18 protein-coding genes and 1 other RNA gene are annotated in these 16,998 nt (G+C 33.2%); 6 read left to right on the top strand and 13 right to left on the bottom strand.

The annotated features are described in order from the left end of the window. Positions 1-3 precede the first annotated feature (3 nt). The 3 genes from OH806_RS01245 to OH806_RS01255 form a co-directional block, all read right to left on the bottom strand. Positions 4-639 carry a DUF4241 domain-containing protein gene (locus OH806_RS01245; RefSeq protein ID WP_264741875.1) on the bottom strand — a complete coding sequence of 212 codons (636 nt, stop codon included), beginning with the start codon at positions 637-639 and terminating at the stop codon, positions 4-6. 47 nt (positions 640-686) lie between these two features. Beyond that, the gene (locus OH806_RS01250) at positions 687-980 is read right to left on the bottom strand and encodes a GIY-YIG nuclease family protein (protein ID WP_264742320.1); all 294 of its coding nucleotides are present in this window, start codon (positions 978-980) and stop codon (positions 687-689) included. An 81-nt stretch (positions 981-1,061) separates the two neighbouring features. Beyond that, positions 1,062-3,674 carry a valine--tRNA ligase gene (locus OH806_RS01255; protein WP_264741876.1) on the bottom strand — a complete coding sequence of 871 codons (2,613 nt, stop codon included), beginning with the start codon at positions 3,672-3,674 and terminating at the stop codon, positions 1,062-1,064. Positions 3,675-3,802: 128 nt separating this feature from the next. Between OH806_RS01255 and OH806_RS01260 the strand changes: the two genes are divergently transcribed. Both OH806_RS01260 and OH806_RS01265 read left to right on the top strand, forming a co-directional pair. Beyond that, entirely contained in the window at positions 3,803-4,285 is a 483-nt protein-coding gene (locus OH806_RS01260) for a DUF1573 domain-containing protein (protein ID WP_264741877.1), read from the top strand. 84 nt (positions 4,286-4,369) lie between these two features. After that, entirely contained in the window at positions 4,370-5,239 is an 870-nt protein-coding gene (locus OH806_RS01265; RefSeq protein ID WP_264741878.1) for a polyphosphate kinase 2 family protein, read from the top strand. A gap of 55 nt (positions 5,240-5,294) precedes the next feature. Here OH806_RS01265 and rnpB read toward each other — a convergent pair. After that, an RNA gene (gene rnpB / locus OH806_RS01270) (RNase P RNA component class A) lies at positions 5,295-5,619 on the bottom strand. A gap of 166 nt (positions 5,620-5,785) precedes the next feature. On the opposite strand from rnpB, the gene OH806_RS01275 reads away from it, so the two are divergent. The 3 genes from OH806_RS01275 (at position 5,786) to OH806_RS01285 (ending at position 8,630) form a co-directional block, all read left to right on the top strand. After that, positions 5,786-6,277 carry an RNA polymerase sigma factor gene (locus tag OH806_RS01275; RefSeq protein WP_264741879.1) on the top strand — a complete coding sequence of 164 codons (492 nt, stop codon included), beginning with the start codon at positions 5,786-5,788 and terminating at the stop codon, positions 6,275-6,277. Next, the gene (locus OH806_RS01280) at positions 6,270-6,944 is read left to right on the top strand and encodes a beta-carotene 15,15'-monooxygenase (RefSeq protein WP_264741880.1); all 675 of its coding nucleotides are present in this window, start codon (positions 6,270-6,272) and stop codon (positions 6,942-6,944) included. Before OH806_RS01275 ends, OH806_RS01280 begins: the two co-directional genes overlap by 8 nt. A gap of 63 nt (positions 6,945-7,007) precedes the next feature. Then, positions 7,008-8,630, top strand: coding sequence for an AMP-binding protein (locus tag OH806_RS01285; RefSeq protein WP_264741881.1), 1,623 nt, complete (start codon positions 7,008-7,010; stop codon positions 8,628-8,630). 53 nt (positions 8,631-8,683) lie between these two features. On the opposite strand, the gene rpoN is transcribed toward OH806_RS01285, so the two are convergent. The 4 genes from rpoN to OH806_RS01305 all read right to left on the bottom strand — a co-directional run bounded on the left by rpoN (position 8,684) and on the right by OH806_RS01305 (position 12,976). After that, the gene (rpoN, locus tag OH806_RS01290) at positions 8,684-10,147 is read right to left on the bottom strand and encodes an RNA polymerase factor sigma-54 (protein ID WP_264741882.1); all 1,464 of its coding nucleotides are present in this window, start codon (positions 10,145-10,147) and stop codon (positions 8,684-8,686) included. Between the two features lie 162 nt (positions 10,148-10,309). After that, a complete protein-coding gene (gene asnS, locus OH806_RS01295) occupies positions 10,310-11,758 on the bottom strand; it encodes an asparagine--tRNA ligase (RefSeq protein ID WP_264741883.1) in 1,449 nt (482 codons plus the stop codon). Between the two features lie 123 nt (positions 11,759-11,881). Further along, complete coding sequence (locus OH806_RS01300) at positions 11,882-12,481, bottom strand: CDP-alcohol phosphatidyltransferase family protein (protein ID WP_264741884.1); 600 nt, start codon at positions 12,479-12,481, stop codon at positions 11,882-11,884. A gap of 18 nt (positions 12,482-12,499) precedes the next feature. Next, a complete protein-coding gene (locus tag OH806_RS01305) occupies positions 12,500-12,976 on the bottom strand; it encodes a hypothetical protein (protein ID WP_264741885.1) in 477 nt (158 codons plus the stop codon). An 88-nt stretch (positions 12,977-13,064) separates the two neighbouring features. Between OH806_RS01305 and OH806_RS01310 the strand changes: the two genes are divergently transcribed. Then, positions 13,065-14,009, top strand: a complete 945-nt coding sequence (locus OH806_RS01310) for an XRE family transcriptional regulator (RefSeq protein WP_264741886.1) — start codon at positions 13,065-13,067, stop codon at positions 14,007-14,009. 6 nt (positions 14,010-14,015) lie between these two features. Here OH806_RS01310 and rimM read toward each other — a convergent pair whose 3' ends face one another. The 5 genes from rimM to OH806_RS01335 all read right to left on the bottom strand — a co-directional run bounded on the left by rimM (position 14,016) and on the right by OH806_RS01335 (position 16,952). After that, complete coding sequence (gene rimM / locus OH806_RS01315) at positions 14,016-14,558, bottom strand: ribosome maturation factor RimM (RefSeq protein ID WP_264741887.1); 543 nt, start codon at positions 14,556-14,558, stop codon at positions 14,016-14,018. A gap of 11 nt (positions 14,559-14,569) precedes the next feature. Then, positions 14,570-15,133, bottom strand: coding sequence for a 30S ribosomal protein S16 (locus tag OH806_RS01320; protein ID WP_264741888.1), 564 nt, complete (start codon positions 15,131-15,133; stop codon positions 14,570-14,572). 169 nt (positions 15,134-15,302) lie between these two features. Further along, a complete protein-coding gene (locus OH806_RS01325; protein ID WP_264741889.1) occupies positions 15,303-15,824 on the bottom strand; it encodes a nitroreductase family protein in 522 nt (173 codons plus the stop codon). A gap of 67 nt (positions 15,825-15,891) precedes the next feature. Continuing rightward, positions 15,892-16,341: a hypothetical protein gene (locus OH806_RS01330; RefSeq protein ID WP_264741890.1), complete on the bottom strand. Its 450-nt coding sequence runs from the start codon at positions 16,339-16,341 to the stop codon at positions 15,892-15,894. 80 nt (positions 16,342-16,421) lie between these two features. Further along, positions 16,422-16,952, bottom strand: coding sequence for an SRPBCC family protein (locus OH806_RS01335; protein ID WP_264741891.1), 531 nt, complete (start codon positions 16,950-16,952; stop codon positions 16,422-16,424). Positions 16,953-16,998 lie beyond the last annotated feature (46 nt).

A 16,998-nucleotide genomic window follows, 5' to 3' on the forward strand; every position in this document is an offset into this window, starting at 1 on the left:
TAATTAACTAATTTCTATAAACTCAGTTATGATTTTTACAGGTAAATTATTTTTATCAAAAGCAATATAACTTGCATAAAAACCTTCACCATACCCTGTTTCAAATGCAAAGATAGTTCCCGGATGTTGCTCCGAAGGTTTTAGAAAAGCATACTGATCAATCGCACCATTTTTATCAAAGAAAGATTCATGGAAAAACTCTTCATAAATCCCCATAAAATCTACTCCTTTACGCTTGTATAGTCTTTGTTCCAACTCATTCAGTTGATTTTGGGTATCTACATCCATAAAACAGCCCATTCCACTTTCTACAGGGTATCCAAAAATTTCGCCTTCTGACAAATCTTTCTCATTTTGACCAGAAGTTGTTGCTAATTTCCACTCTGAAACTTCAGAATTACTGAAAATAATTTCAGTATAAGCAATGCAATTACTTTCTCGTTCTTTATGTACTAAAACAGAAAATTCACCTTTCGGAAATTCTGTTGTAAACGGTAACATATCATTTGTAATCAAAGGATCACAAGCTACCAATTTTCCACTAGAAAGATAGATTTTACCAACTTCAAAACTTTCCAACAACGGACTTTCAACAAAATCTTTTGAAAATAGTGTTTTTATGTTTTCTATGTGTTTCATTTTAATCTGATTAATTAATAATGTCAGGCTGAGCGGAGTCGAAGCCTTCATCCCGTAAAATTATCTGAATGACTTTTATTTTGGCAAACAGATAACTGTTTTAATTTCTCCCAATTATTATTAATAATAGCCTCCTTTTTCTTTCTGCTCCATCCTTTAACCTGTTTTTCGAATGCAATTGCTTGAAGTACATCATTAAATTCACAAAAGAAGACAAGTTGAACCGGTCTTCTCTTATGAGTATAACTGTCAGGAAATTTTCCAGATTGATGTTGTGAAAACCTCAAGTCTAGATCATTTGTAATTCCTGTATAATAAGAATTATCGGAACATTTTAAAATATATACAAAATACTATTTCATTTTAATCGATAAGGCTTCGACTTCGCTCAGCCTGACATTCCGACAAAATAATCAATAATCTTACAAACTTTTCAGCTTTTCTTCCAAAATAGCAATCTTGTCAAGCGCATCTTTTTGTTTTTTACGCTCAACTTCTACAACTTCGGGTTTTGCGTTCGCTACAAATTTTTCATTAGAAAGTTTCTTATCAACAGAAATCAAGAACCCTTTTAAATATTTAAGTTCTTCTTCTGTTTTCTTTTTTTCTTCTCCTAAATCTAAATTTTCGCTCAAAGGAATAGAAACTTCTGTTGCTCCAACCAAAAAAGTAAAACTTGGTTTATCTGTCTTGGTTCCGAAGTGAATTTCAGAAACATTTGCCAATTTCTTTATTACAGATTCGTTTGCAAATTCTGAAGCATTGGTATAAATTTCCGCAACTTCTCTTGGAGAAATACCTTTAGTTTGACGATAGTTTCTAACTCCAGAAATTAATTCGGCAGCGGTTTCAAAGTTTTTAATGATAGCTTCATCAAATGATTCTGCTTTTTTCTGTTGTGCAATAACCAGAGCTTCATCAATGTTTCTTTCAGAAATCGTTTGCCATAATTCTTCTGTGAGGAATGGCATAAACGGATGAAGCAATTTGATTAGTTCTTCAAAGAAATATATTGTTTTATTATAAACTTCTTTAGAAATTCCTTCTCCGTAGTTTGGTTTGATTGCTTCAAGATACCATCCGCAGAAATCATCCCAAATCAATTTATAAATCAAATGTAAAGCATCGGAAATTCTGAATTTTTCAAACTGATCATCAATTTCAGCAATTGTTTTATTTAATTTATTTTCAAACCATTCAATTGTCTGTTTTTCTGTATCATTCGCTAGTTTATCTTCATGATTCCACATGTTGATCAATCGGAAAGCATTCCAAATTTTCGTCATGAAGTTTCTTCCCTGAAGCATTAAATCTTCATCAAAAAGAAGGTCATTTCCAGCAGCAGAACTCAATAAAATACCAACACGAACTCCATCTGCACCATATTTATCCATCAATTCTAATGGATCTGGTGAATTTCCTAAAGATTTTGACATCTTTCTTCTTTGTTTATCTCTTACAATACCTGTGAAATAAACATTTTTGAACGGAACTTCTTTTCTATACTCCAATCCTGCCATAATCATTCTGGCAACCCAGAAGAAAATAATATCGGGACCCGTTACCAAATCTGACGTTGGGTAATAATAATTAATGTCTTTATTCTCAGGATCAAGCAGTCCATCGAAAACTGACATTGGCCACAACCATGATGAGAACCAAGTATCAAGAGCGTCTTCATCTTGTCTTAAATCCTCAAGATTTGCAATAATTCCTTTTTGTTCTTCTAATACTACAAGAGCCTGATATTTATCTTCAGCAACTACGAAGTCATTTTCGCCATCACCATAATAGAATGCGGGAATTTGCTGTCCCCACCAAAGCTGACGGGAGATATTCCAATCACGGATGTTTTCCATCCAGTGTTTGTATGTATTTTTAAACTTTTCTGGATAGAATTTTACCTCGTCATCCATTACAACATCCAAAGCCGGTTTTGCAATTTCTGACATTTTTAAGAACCACTGAACAGAAACTTTAGGCTCAATAACCGCACCTGTTCTTTCAGAAGTCCCCACTTTATTTACATAATCTTCTGATTTCAACAAAAGATCTTTTTCTTCTAATTCTTTTGCGATTTGTTTTCTTACCTCAAATCGATTTTTCCCTGCATAATGCAAACCATGCTCGTTCAAATTTCCATCATCATCCAAAGAATCAATCATTTGAAGATTGTATTTTTGCCCGATTTCATAATCATTTACGTCATGAGCTGGAGTGATTTTCAACGCACCAGTCCCGAATTCTATATCAACATATTCATCTTCAATAATCGGGATTACTCTATTTACGATAGGAACAATAACATTTTTTCCTTTTAAATGAGCATACCTTTCATCATTAGGATTAATACATACCGCCGTATCCCCGAAAATGGTTTCAGGACGAGTGGTTGCAACTGAAAGGAACTCTTCCGAACCTTCAATCTTATATTTAAGAAAATATAGCTTTCCGTTTTGCTCTTTAAAAATTACTTCTTCATCAGAAATATTGGTTTTCGCTTCAGGATCCCAATTTACCATTCTGTAGCCACGATATATCAATCCTTTATTGTATAAATCAACAAAAGATTTGATAACCTGTTGAGAAAGTTTTGGTTCCATAGTGAAACGGGTTCTGTCCCAATCACAAGAACAACCTAATTTTTTTAATTGTTCAAGAATGGTTCCTCCATACTTATCAGTCCATTCCCAAGCGTGTTTCAAAAATTCTTCACGAGTAATATCTGATTTATTGACCCCTTCTGATTTCAGTTTAGCAACAACTTTTGCTTCTGTAGCAATAGAAGCGTGATCTGTTCCCGGAACCCAACAAGCATTGAAGCCCTGCATTCTTGCACGACGGACCAGAACATCTTGAATGGTATTGTTAAGCATATGCCCCATGTGCAAAATCCCCGTAACGTTTGGCGGAGGAATTACAACAGTATAAGGAGGCTTATCATTCGGTTCTGAATGGAAATATTTGTTTTCCAACCAGTAGTTGTACCATTTCTGTTCTGTCTCCTGTGGATTGTACTTTTCTGAAATCTGCATAAATTCTATTTCTTTGGCTTATAATTTGCAAAAATAGTCTAAAGAAAAAAAATTTTAAGTATGAATTAAAATAATTTTTAACTTTGTTTCTCAAAATTTATCTAACAAACATATTAACATTCAAGAATATGAAAAAATTAATCGCAGGTATTGCATTATTTGGAACCTTTGCTCTAGCATCTGCACAAACTATTACATTTGATAAAACGACTTTTGATTATGGTGATGTAAAACCAAATTCTGAAGGGACAAGATTTTTCACAGTAACGAACACTGGTGATAAACCTCTAGTACTTTCTAATGTAAAAGCTTCTTGTGGATGTACAACTCCTGAATTTAGCACAGATCCTATTATGCCAGGAAAATCTGCAAAAATTAAAGTTGGATATAATACTGGTATCAATGGACCATTCAACAAAATGATCGAAGTATTTTCTAACGACCCTGCAAATAGCAGAACAGTAATCTACATCAAAGGAAATGTAGACGCTAATGCTCCGGAAGTTGCTGCTGCACCAGCTGTAGCACCGGCTGCTCCTGCAGCTCCAGCAAACGCTAAAGCTGCTAGAAAAGCTGCAAGACATGCTAAAAAAGTTGCTGCTGCAAAGTAAGCTCTACTAAAAAAATAAAAGAACCGTCTCTAATTGGGACGGTTTTTTTATTACATTTATATCAGATAAAATATTAAACAACAGATGGACACTAATTTTTCAGACGATTTTGAGGTAAAAGGAAAATTTTCAATCAAAAAAACTTCAACAAAATATAAAGGAAAACTAACTAAAGAAGAAGGCAAACAATTACTCATTCAGGAAAAAGAAAAACTTCGAGAACTTCAGGAAAAATTGTATGCAGACGGAAGTCAATCTCTTCTTGTTGTACTTCAGGCAATGGATGCAGCAGGAAAAGACAGTTTAGTTGAACATGTTTTTGGAGGCGTAAATCCACAAGGATGCCATGTTACAAGCTTTAAAACTCCGAGTTCTAAAGAATATTCCCATGATTTTTTATGGAGGCATTATCTAGCACTACCTCAAAAAGGAATGATCGGAATTTTTAATCGTTCACATTACGAAAGCGTATTGGTTTGTAAAGTTCATCCTGAATACAATTTAAGTGAAAAAACCTGGGATTCGGTAAAGGATTTTGACGATAAATTCTGGGAAAACAGATATGAAAGCATTAGAAATTTTGAAAAACATCTTTCTCAAAACGGAACTACAGTTGTCAAGATATTTCTAAATGTTTCAAAAGACGAACAAAAGAAAAGGTTTTTAGACAGAATCAACGAACAGGAAAAAAACTGGAAATTCTCACTCGGAGACCTTCCTGAAAGAGCTCTATTTGATGAATATATGAAATGCTACGAAACTGCAATCAATGAAACATCAAAAGATCATGCTCCTTGGTATGTGCTTCCCGCTGATGACAAATGGTTTGCCAGAGTTGCTGCTATTCAGATTATTATTGATACTTTAGAAAAAATGAATTTAAAATATCCTAAACTTTCTAAAAAGGACAGATTAGAATTGCAAGAAGCGAAAAAACAATTGGAAAGTGAATAAAATGTCAAATTGACAAACAAAAAAAGCGGATTTTTTTCCGCTTTTTACTTTAATAAACACGAGAAAATCTATAAGCCGGATTTTGTACCTCAAAAAGAAGTGCTTGTTATTTATCTATGTTTTACATTACTGCAAAACTTTAGCTGATTACCCCTCGGCTTTCAGAGCGAGCAACTCCTATTTTCATTACTGAAAAGAACCGATATACTTATCATTGCACCACAAAGAGTTTACCTGGTTTCACTACAGCCGAACTGTACCTGCTTTCTGTTGCACTTGTCCTACCCTCACGGGTGACGGATGTTATCCGCTTTGCTGCTCTATGGTGTCCGGACTTTCCTACCCCTGCCAAAGCAAGAATCAACAAGCCGAAATTCTCGTGACTGCAAAGATACAAATTAGTTATGAGTTGAAAGTTCTGAATAACTAAAAGCTACAATTAAACAAAAACCATTAAAAAAAACTTATAATTCATAATTTTTAATTCATAATCTTCAACAATTGTCACATTATTATTATCTTCGTGCAACTTAATTATACATCACATTGAGTTCAAGAGAAAAAGAATTTGCACAACTTATCAAGGATAATCAAGGGTTGATTATCAAAGTTTCGCGTCTTTACACCAACTCTCTTGAAGATGAAGAGGATCTTTTTCAGGAAATAGTTTTACAACTATGGAGAAGCTATGATTCTTTTAAAGGAAACTCTAAAATTTCCACCTGGATGTATCGTGTTGCTTTAAATACAGCCATTACCCTTTTCAGAAAAAAAAGTAAAAGTCTTCCTACAAACGAATTGGATATCAATCACAGTGATTTTGTGGAAGATGATGATGAAAAACAGCAACAAATATCACTTTTGTATACTGTGATAAAAACGCTTCCCAATGTGGAAAGAGCAATCGTAATGATGTATCTGGATGATTTGCCTTACAAGGATATCGCAGAAAACCTCGGAATTACTGAAGTAAATGCACGTGTGAAGATGAACAGATTAAAGAAAACCCTTAAAGAACAGATGGAAAAATATGCCTGAATTTGATTTAGACAGCTTTAAGAAAACTTGGCAGGAACAGCCTGTTCAACAGAAATACGACAACAGTGAAATTCTTCAGATGCTGAACAGAAAGTCACGTAATTATGTGAAATATATTTTTTGGATCAGTGTTGCAGAATTTTTATTCTTTTCCGTGATGGGTTTGTTTTATTTCGTTCCCAATGACGACTCGAACAGTTTTTTAAAAATTTTAGAAAAACTTGGGGCTCACAAAACTCCAGAAGTTGAAAACAGTTTTGATAATACCTATTTTGCAATAAAAATTTTAAGTTTATTAATTACCGCTTATTTTGTATTCAAATTTTACCAGAATTATCGCAAGATAAGAATTGAAGAAAACCTCAAACAACTTATTATCAGAATCATCAAGTTCAAAAAAACAGTAAATGCGTTTATATTAATCAGCATTGTTTTACTGATTGCGTTTATGTTTGTTTTCACTGCATTTATATTTTACGCACTCAACACTCAGAATATCCAACCTACTGGCTCTGAACTTACTATCGTTATTTCAGGAATTATTATAAGTACTGTACTAAGCGTATTACTCATCTGGCTTTACTACAGATTGGTTTATGGTATCATTATAAGAAAACTTGATAAAAATCTTACACAGCTTCAAGAAATAGATTCTCAAGAAATTTAACATAAAAAATATAGAGTTTAAGATATAATTGTTAATTTTATTAACCTAAAACCATTTCACTCTATGCATTTATCTTACGTTTATGGTGCTTCTGATATCCCTTTATTGGGACAAACAATCGGAAGTAACCTAAAAAACACTGTTGAAAAATTTCCAAATCAAGAAGCATTAATATGTATTCATCAAAATTATCGAGCAACTTATCAGGAATTTTATAATCAGACAACTGCTGTTGCAAAAGCTTTAATTTATCTAGGTGTTAAAGCCGGCGACCGAGTAGGCATATGGTCTACCAATCGATATGAATGGGTTCTTTTACAATATGCTACGGCAAGAATCGGAGTTATTTTAGTTAATATAAACCCCGCTTACAGAACCAGTGAACTGATTTTTGTGATCAACCAATCTGAAATGTCACATATTTTCTCATCTCTAAACTTCAAATCAAGTGACTATAAAAATATGATTGCTGATGCAAGAGAATTTTGTACGACATTAAAATCAGAAGTTTTCTTTGATGAAAATTGGGAGGATTTCCTCAATAACGGTCAGGAAATTTCTGACGATACTTTGAGAAGTTTTGAAGAACATGTTCAGTTTGACGACCCTGTAAATATTCAATATACATCCGGAACAACAGGTTTTCCAAAAGGCGTGACTCTTTCTCATCATAATATTTTAAACAACGGATATTTCATCGGAATACGTCTGAAATACACAGAAAAAGACAGAGTTTGTATTCCTGTTCCGTTTTATCATTGTTTCGGAATGGTAATCGGAAATATATGCTGTACGTCTCATGGAGCTTGTATGGTAATTCCCAATGACAGCTTTGACCCGGAAATCACTCTAAAAACTGTTTCTAACGAAAAATGTACCTCTTTATACGGAGTTCCAACCATGTTTATTGCCGAATTAGCTGTAAAAAACTTTGACAGCTTTGATTTTTCAAGCTTGAGAACAGGTGTAATGGCAGGTTCTGTTTGTCCACCTGAAATTATGAAAAAAGTGGAAAGTCTTATGAACATTAAAGAAATGAGTATATGCTACGGAATGACAGAGACTTCCCCTGTATCTACTCAGACTTTGATAGGTACACCTTTAGAAAAACAGGTAAGCACCGTAGGTACGGTTCAGGATCATTTAGAAATAAAAATTGTTGACGAGAACGGAAGGATTTTAAAAAGAGGAGAGCATGGCGAACTTTGTACAAGAGGGTATTCTGTCATGTTAAAATACTGGAACGACCCTGAAAACACAAAAAAGGTAATAGACGAAGGAAGATGGATGCATACAGGTGACTTAGCCGTAATGGATGAAGAAGGATATATAACTATTTCCGGAAGAATAAAAGACTTAATTATTCGAGGAGGTGAAAATATTTCTCCAAAAGAAATTGAAGATTTTTTATACACCTATCCCAATATCCTAGATGTTCAGATTATTGGTGTTCCAAGCGAAAAATTTGGGGAGGAAGTAATGGCATGGGTAAAACTAAGAAAAGGGCACACGGTAACCGAGGAGGAGCTTCTAAACTACTGCAAAGGAAGAATAGCACATTATAAAGTACCTAAATTCTGGAAATTTGTAGATGAATTCCCAATGACGATTTCCGGCAAAATAAGAAAGGTCGAAATGCGTGAAATCTCTATCAAAGAACTAGGATTAGAAAGCGTTAACAAGTAATATTTCTATATAAATAAAAAAGCATTTCGATTTGAAATGCTTTTTTATTTATTTTAAAGTTCTTTTCTTAATCTTGCAACAGGAATATTCAGTTGTTCTCGATATTTCGCAATCGTTCTTCTGGCGATATTATAACCCTGCTCCTTCAAAATTACAACTAAAGCGTCATCTGTAAGAGGTTTTCTCTTGTTTTCTTTACTGATAACTTCCTGAAGGTGAGTTTTAATTTCTTTTGTAGAAACTTCCTCTCCATCGTCATTCGTGAGACTATCAGAAAATAAATCTTTAAGATAAACAATTCCGTTAGGTGTATCGGCGTATTTACTCTTCACCACCCTTGAAATGGTGGAAATATCAAAGCCTGTAATATCCGCAATATCCTTCAAAATCATTGGTTTTAGAGATTTCTCGTCTCCGGTAATAAAATATTCCTTCTGAAACTTCACAATTGCCGTAATTGTTTGCAACAGCGTATTCTGACGCTGATTAATTGCATCAATATACCATTTTGCAGCATCTAATTTTTGCTTGATAAATAAAGCTGCCTGTTTGTGTTCAGATGAATTTTTATCATGAGAATACGTTGATAAAATATCTTTATATTCTTCAGAAACTCTTAAAGTCGGTGCATTTTTACTATTCAACATCGGAATTACCTGTCCGTCTTTTACCTGAATCACAAAATCCGGAATAATTTCCTGATTAATGGTAATCGTTTGAGTATCGAAATTCCCTCCTACTTTTGGAGATAATTTTGAAATTTCGTCCAAAGCATCTTTCAAGTCCTCTTCTTCAATATCATACTTCTGAATAATTTTATTGTAGTGCTTATTCGTCAAAGCATCAAATTGATGTCTCAAAATATTAGCTGCCAAAATAACAGCCTTGTCTGAACTTACTTTCTTTTCAATCTGTAAAAGAAGACATTCCTGAAGTCCCCTTGCCCCTACTCCGGGTGGATCCAGCTTTTGAACGTAATTTTCTAAAATATCCTCAACTTTTTCTTTCGTAGTATAAATCCCCTGAGAAAAAGCCAAATCATCAACAATAGATTTGATTTCTCTTCTCAAATATCCATCTGTATCAAGATTTCCTATGATATATTCAGCAATTCTTAAATCTTCTGCGCTAATATTCACCAGATTAATCTGCTCCATAAGATAATCATAAAGGGATTGACCTTCTGTCAAAAGACTTTCATTATCAAACTCTTCATCATCCGGAGAATAGTTGCTGGATGCTGTTTTATATGTAGGTTCGTCGTCGTAAAGATATTCGTTTACATCAAAATCTGTTTCAATACTTTCAGTACCCTCATCCTCATAGGCGTCATCTAAAGAAGAATATTCATCATCTTTAGATTCCTCTTTTACAATTTCCAAAGCAGGGTTTTCTTCAAGCTCTCTCTCCAATTCTTCTTCAAATTCCAACGTATGAAGCTGAATCAACTTCATTAATTGGATTTGCTGAGGAGCTAACTTTTGCCCTAGTTTGAGTTGTAGGTGTTGTTTAAGCATATTAATCTTTGTATTTTAACATAACATATTCTACGAATTTAATAAATTTATTTGTAGAAAAATAATTTTTAGCACGATTTTTGCATAACAACCTTTAGCTTAGTAAACTATTTAAAAATAAACAAAAAAGCCTTAAATATTATTTTAAGGCTTTTTTTATTTTTAGAATTCTGCATTTTTCGGTGTTCTTGGGAAAGGAATTACATCTCTGATGTTGGTCATTCCTGTTACGAAAAGTACTAACCTTTCTAGTCCTAAACCAAATCCTGCGTGAGGCACAGAACCGAATTTTCTAGTATCAAGATACCACCAAAGTTCATGCTCATCCACATGCATTTCATCCATTTTTTGTTTTAAAACATCCAATCTTGCTTCTCTCTCAGAACCTCCGATAATTTCTCCGATTCCAGGGAAAAGAACATCCATTGCAGCTACCGTTTTATTATCATCGTTCAGCTTCATGTAGAATGCTTTGATTTCTTTAGGATAATCAAATAAAACTACAGGACTTTCAAAATGTTTTTCCACCAAATATCTTTCGTGCTCAGACTGAAGGTCTGTTCCCCATTTTTCAACAGGATATACAAATTTTCCTTTTTTATTTTCTTTAGAGTTCAATAAAATCTCAATTGCTTCCGTATAGCTAACTCTTTTGAAACGCTTGGCAACAACATTTTGAAGTTTTTCGATAAGACCTTCTTTAGCTCTTTCTTTTTCCGGCTTAGATTTTTGTTCTTCAGCAAAACGTTTGTCTAAAAACTCTAAATCATCTTTGCAATTATCTAGTACATACTGGATCACATATTTTAAGAAATCTTCCGCCAAATCGATGTTATCTTCGAGATTGTTGAAAGCAACTTCAGGCTCAATCATCCAAAATTCCGCCAAGTGACGCGTAGTATTTGAATTTTCAGCACGGAAAGTTGGTCCGAAAGTATAGATTCTCCCCAATCCCATTGCTGCAGTTTCTCCCTCTAACTGACCAGAAACCGTTAAGTTCGTTTTTCTACCAAAGAAATCTTGTGAAAAATCAATATCTCCTTGTTCATCTCTTGGAATATTGTTCAAATCGAAGTTCGTTACTCCAAACATTTCTCCAGCTCCTTCTGCATCAGCTCCCGTAATGACTGGTGTATTGATATAGAAAAACTGATTTTTATTAAAGAATGAATGAATTGCAAAACTCACGGCGTGACGCACTCTGAAAACAGCTCCAAATAAATTCGTTCTAAATCTCAAATGCGCCTGTTCTCTCAACACTTCTAATGAATGCTTTTTAGGCTGAAGAATAGTTTTATCCCTATCTTCAGTAAAGTTATCTCCTAAAATGATAATTTTTTTAGCAATAATTTCGACTGTTTGTCCGGCTCCCTGACTTTCTACCACCTCACCTACAACCTTCAAAGAAGCTGCTGTACTGATTTTACTAATAATCTCTTCGTCAAAATTTTCGAAATCAACAACTATTTGCAAATTATTAATCGTAGAACCATCATTAAGCGCAATGAAGCGATTTGAACGGAACGCTCTTACCCAACCGTAAACCGTAATGTCATGATGTAATACTTTCTTGTAATCCTGTAGGATTTCCTTAATTGTCTGCTTTTTCATTTGTTGATTAAAATTTTTGTATAAAAATTAATGTCTGCAAAGTTACAAAAAAACAGCGCAACTTGATGATTACGCTGTCTTTTTAAATCATTGTACAATTATTTAATCTAAACTAAGAAATTATCAATTAAAGAATATTGATTTTTTGTGAATTTTTCCCTTTCTAATCTTCCATGCATGATAAGAACTTGGGACATCATACTGCCATTTCGGAAGCAGCAAAATAATCAGAATAACGTCAATATGGGAAATAAATCCAAGTATAACAGCCAAATTTAAAGCCCAACCGGTCTGTTGGAATCCAATCAGATAAGTAAAAGCAATTAATAAACTTAAACCCCACATTTTTGAAAGAAAAGCATGAGTACAGGTTTCTTTTCCGAATTTCCAGATACTCACAACATAACAAAACGCCTCCATGACGAAGATTAAAACAATTCCTTGCCATTCGTTTTTAATTAACTCTGGATTTAAAAAGTAAGAAGAAAAACCTAACGAAAGCCAAAAAATCAAATCGGTCTGACTATCTAATCTTCTCAGTTTTTCTGAGGAAACCCCCACTTTTCTGGCTATGATTCCGTCAAAAATATCTGTTAATAGTCCTAGATACATTAATGAAAGAATTAAAACACTTGAATTTTTCTCTTTGAAGTAAGCCAAAGAAAGAATTATGGGTGCAAGAACAAATCTTACAGCAATTAGTAAATAAGGTATCGCTTTCATAACAAATATTTTAAAAATTTAAAAAACTAGATTGATACCCCAAGAATACCTAAACCCTTTTGTAGAAAAGTGTTTATAGGGAGTAAATTCATAATTGTAACCTAATTCTGCGGTAAAAAAGTAGTAAAAATTAATACCAAATTTCGGAGAAACCGCATTGGGTGTAATACCTGCCCCCAAATATAAGCTGCGTATCACAGCCTTCTGACCTTCGAATGATTTAATTTTATGAAAATAATCAAGTTCAGGAATAACGATAAATTTCCTTTCAGGTAAATCCCACCAATTAAAATGCCCTCTTAAACTGTAATAATTTTTACCATTTTCTGATGGAATTTTCATTCCTATTGAAAGGAATCCTTTGTTGTCAAAACTTGTACATTCTATTCTTGTACTTAATATTAATATTGCACTTTCCCACTCTTTATCTCTTCCAATTTGTGCCTTAAAAAGGGAACAAAATAATACTGTACAACATAAAATTAAATTTTTCATAGCTTATTATTTAAAATTATAAGCCAAAATTATCCTCGAAAAGCATAAAAATAAATGCGAAAAAAAATAAAAATAAATAAGTAAATTTGTGAAAATCACAAAAAACATGTATCAGGAAGTTTTACTCAAAGAAATCCGTAAAAAAATAGGTCAAAAATCTTTGAATGATGAAATTGCCAATATTCTCAATATTAGTTACGATGCAGCTCACAGAAGAACTTCTTTGAAAGCTAAATTCAGTATGGATGAAGCTTTAGAGCTCGCTAAATATTATCAAATTTCATTAAATCAATTCATAACATCAGACAATCAAATTTTAGCACAAAAAACATCAGCAGTAAACGAAACAGAGGATTTACAATCTTTCTTTCGGAATAACCTCAATGTTTTTGAAAACCTTCCTCTTTCTGAAGAAATGACAATTTACTATTCAGCGAAAGACATCCCGTTTTTTTATACCCTTTCCGATACTTTACTTGCAAGATTCAAAATCTATGTATGGATGAATTTATTGAACGCGAAACAAGTTTCATCTCCTTTCTCACAGTTTTCTCCACCAAATTTTGAATTCGACACAAAAGAATTAAGAAAAAAATATGAAGAACAAAATGTCGTAGAATTATGGAATGAAATGACTATCTCCAGTATTTTGCAACAGATTTCATTTTATTGCGACACCAGACTCTTACAAAAAAATGAAGCTAAAATTATACTGGAAGAATTAAAGGAATTGATTGAATATATCGAACAAAAAACAGAGAACAATCCAAAATTTCATTTGTACGAAAACGAATTGATGCATCTTTCCAACGATATCTTCTTTCATCATCCTCAACAGTCGCTTTTTGCTATACCTGTCAATATGTTTGGATACCTCCTAATTAATGATGTAAAAACATGCAATGAGACAAAGAACTATTTTGATCATCAGATTAAAAATTCAAAGTCAATGACTACCTCAGGAAATAGAGACAGAAAAATTTTCTTCAATAAAATGTATGAAAAAATAGAAATTTTGACGAATAGTATTTAAGAAAAACTATTCGTCTTTTTTAGAAGGAATTAAAAAGACATCTATCAAGCCTTCAGGAAGCTCCATCTTGATGAATCTCTCCTCTCTGTTAACCTCAATAATCCAGTTTTTGATAATGGGAATTACAACTTCTTTTCCGTCAAGATTGGTAATAAAATAAACCTGCGCTGTCTGATCGTTCACAGATCTAATCACTCCACAGTCATTATCATTTTCATCAAGAATATTATAACCTATAATCTCGTGATAATAAAATTGTTTTCCTGTAAGTTTTGGCAAACTAGATAGAGGCAGATACACATCTTTACCCAAAGACTGATCAACAAGAGCTTCAGTAGAATTTTTGAAAGCGATATTAAGAGCATCTAATTTGCTCCAGGATGATTTTTCAATAAAAAAAGGAACCAATAATCCGTTGATTTCAACGAATATTGATTCCAGTTTATTGTAAAGCTCGGGTTGGTCTGTATCCAATTTAAGGATAACGTTTCCCGCAAGTCCGTGTCTGCGTGTGATTTTTCCTAATAAATAGCAATCTTCTTTACGCATACAGGATTTTCTTAAGCTTCAGTGTTTTCTTCAGTTTCAGCAGCAGGAGCTTCACCTTCTGTAGCTTCAGCAACTTCTTCAGCAGGTGCATTAGCAGCCTCTTCAGCAGCTTTAGCATCAGCTTCAGCTTGTGCAGCAGCAGCGATTCTAGCTTCGTTTACTTTAGCTTCAGCCTCTAAAGCAGCTTTTTTAGCATCAGCTTTAGCAGTAGCTAAACCTTCTACTTTACCTTGAACTTTAGATTCTTTAGCTTCAACCCAAGCATTAAATCTTTTTTCAGCTTCAGCTTCATCAAAAGCACCTTTAGCAACACCTCCTTGTAAGTGTTTTTTGTAAAGAGCACCTTTGTAAGATAAAATAGCTCTTGCAGTATCAGTTGGCTGAGCACCATTGTTTAACCACTTTACAGCAGAATCAACATTTAAATCGATAGTTGCAGGGTTAGTAATTGGGTTGTAAGTTCCTAGTTTTTCGATGAATTTACCATCTCTTCTTGATCTAGAATCTGCAACCACGATGTGGAAGAAAGGTTTTCCTTTTTTACCGTGTCTTTGTAATCTGATTTTTACTGACATAATGTTTTAATTTTAGGGGAACTCGTCCCAGTTAAATATTTAAGAGTGCAAAGATAAACAAAAATTCTAATGTAACAATTATTAAATATAACAATTTATCAGTTTAATAATGTAAACAATATATTTACTACTTTTTGAGGCAATTTTTCATTGATAGATTAGTAAACTGTTAGATTGTTACATTAGATATTCCCATATAAAACAATCCCAAACATTTCTGATTTTCCTCGATTAACAAAGATTCTTTCAGATTTTCTACAATCTTTGGAGAACTCCAATAACAACCGATTCCGTTTGCTGTGCAGGAAAGATACATATTCTGTACAGCCATTGAAACAGCAGCTATCTCTTCCCATTCCGGAATCATCCCACTGAAATTGACAACAATAGAAATCACAACATTTGCTTTATGTATTTTAAAGCCTATATCCTGATATTTTTTCTCTAAAAAAAGCTGTTCCGGTTGTGTTGCTTTATAAATAGATTGCATTTCCAAAGCCAATTTCGATTTTTCTTCACCTTTGAAAATCTTAAAGCGCCATGGTTTAGTACGTTTGTGATTGGGAGCAAACTTTGCTGAATTTAAAATTTCATCAACAATCTCCTGAGAAATTTCGGTATCACTATAATCTTTAGGAAAAACACTCCTTCTTTGCTCTATTATTTCTTTTAAAATTTCTGCTTTATTCATAGAAGCAAAATTACAATAAGTAACTTAATATATTAAACATTAATGCACACTTACATTAATATTGATATTAGAAAACTTCTACAATTTGTTGGTGAATATTATTCAGGATAAATTCATCTCCTGATTTCATACCCATCATCTTTTTAGCCATCGGACTTTCAGGAGAAATTGCATAAAAACGTTCTCCTTCAAAGAAGAATTCTCCCAACGAAACAGAAATATAAAAACGTGCTTTATTGGTAATTACTAAAGAACCCAACTGAATTTTTTCAGTAGAATTATTTAAAACTTTTACCATGTTTTTTTTCAAATCATGCAAGGCTCCGAGCTGTCTTTGCATCTGATAAATTTCCTCCTGCATTTCCTCTCTCATACTATCATACTTCGGAGTCTTTTTAATATCGCGACTTGCTTCAAGCGTAAACTCAATAAAGTTTTTCAATTTCTCAATCTTTTCAGCAATCACGTTTTGCACATAATTTCTTATGTCATTTTTCTCAAACACTATCTTCTCCATACCATCGAATCTTTACATAAAGATAATATTTTTTGAATAAAATGGTCTTGTAAAATTTTCTACAAGACCACTTATTTTTATTATTCTAACAATTTTTTCAGATTATCCAAGCCTTCTCCGTACGATTTTCCCATTTGATAATCCATCATCGGTCTCATAACCTTCATCATCGCATCCTGTTCAGTATCCATCGTCCAGGTTACCTTTGTAGCATTTCCCTCAGAAGTCAAAATAATATCTGAAGTAGCCTGCCCTTCAAATGGTTTTTTAAAAATCATCTCTGTTTTTTGTTTTTGACCTAAAACCAATTCTTTGATTTCCTGACAACCTGCTCCCGCATCGTCATTCTGGCTGTCCCAACAATATTTATCCCCTACTTCTCCCGCAGTTCCGCTATAGACGAGACTCATGTTTTTATCTAGCTTTAACCAAGGATTCCATTGATTGAAAGCTTTCATAGAACTTACTTGTTCCCAAACTTTTTCTTTCGGGGCATTTATAATAATTGACTTTTCAAAATGATAATCTTTACTGAAAGCCAGCATTGCAATTACAGCATATGCAATAATTAAAAGAATAATTATACCTAAAATTTTCAAAATTGTTTTCATAGTTAAATAATATTAAGTGGTTAATTTTATAAAAATTTATTGTCAA

The sequence above is a fragment of the Chryseobacterium oryctis genome, assembly GCF_025971925.1.
Lineage (GTDB): Bacteria > Bacteroidota > Bacteroidia > Flavobacteriales > Weeksellaceae > Chryseobacterium > Chryseobacterium oryctis.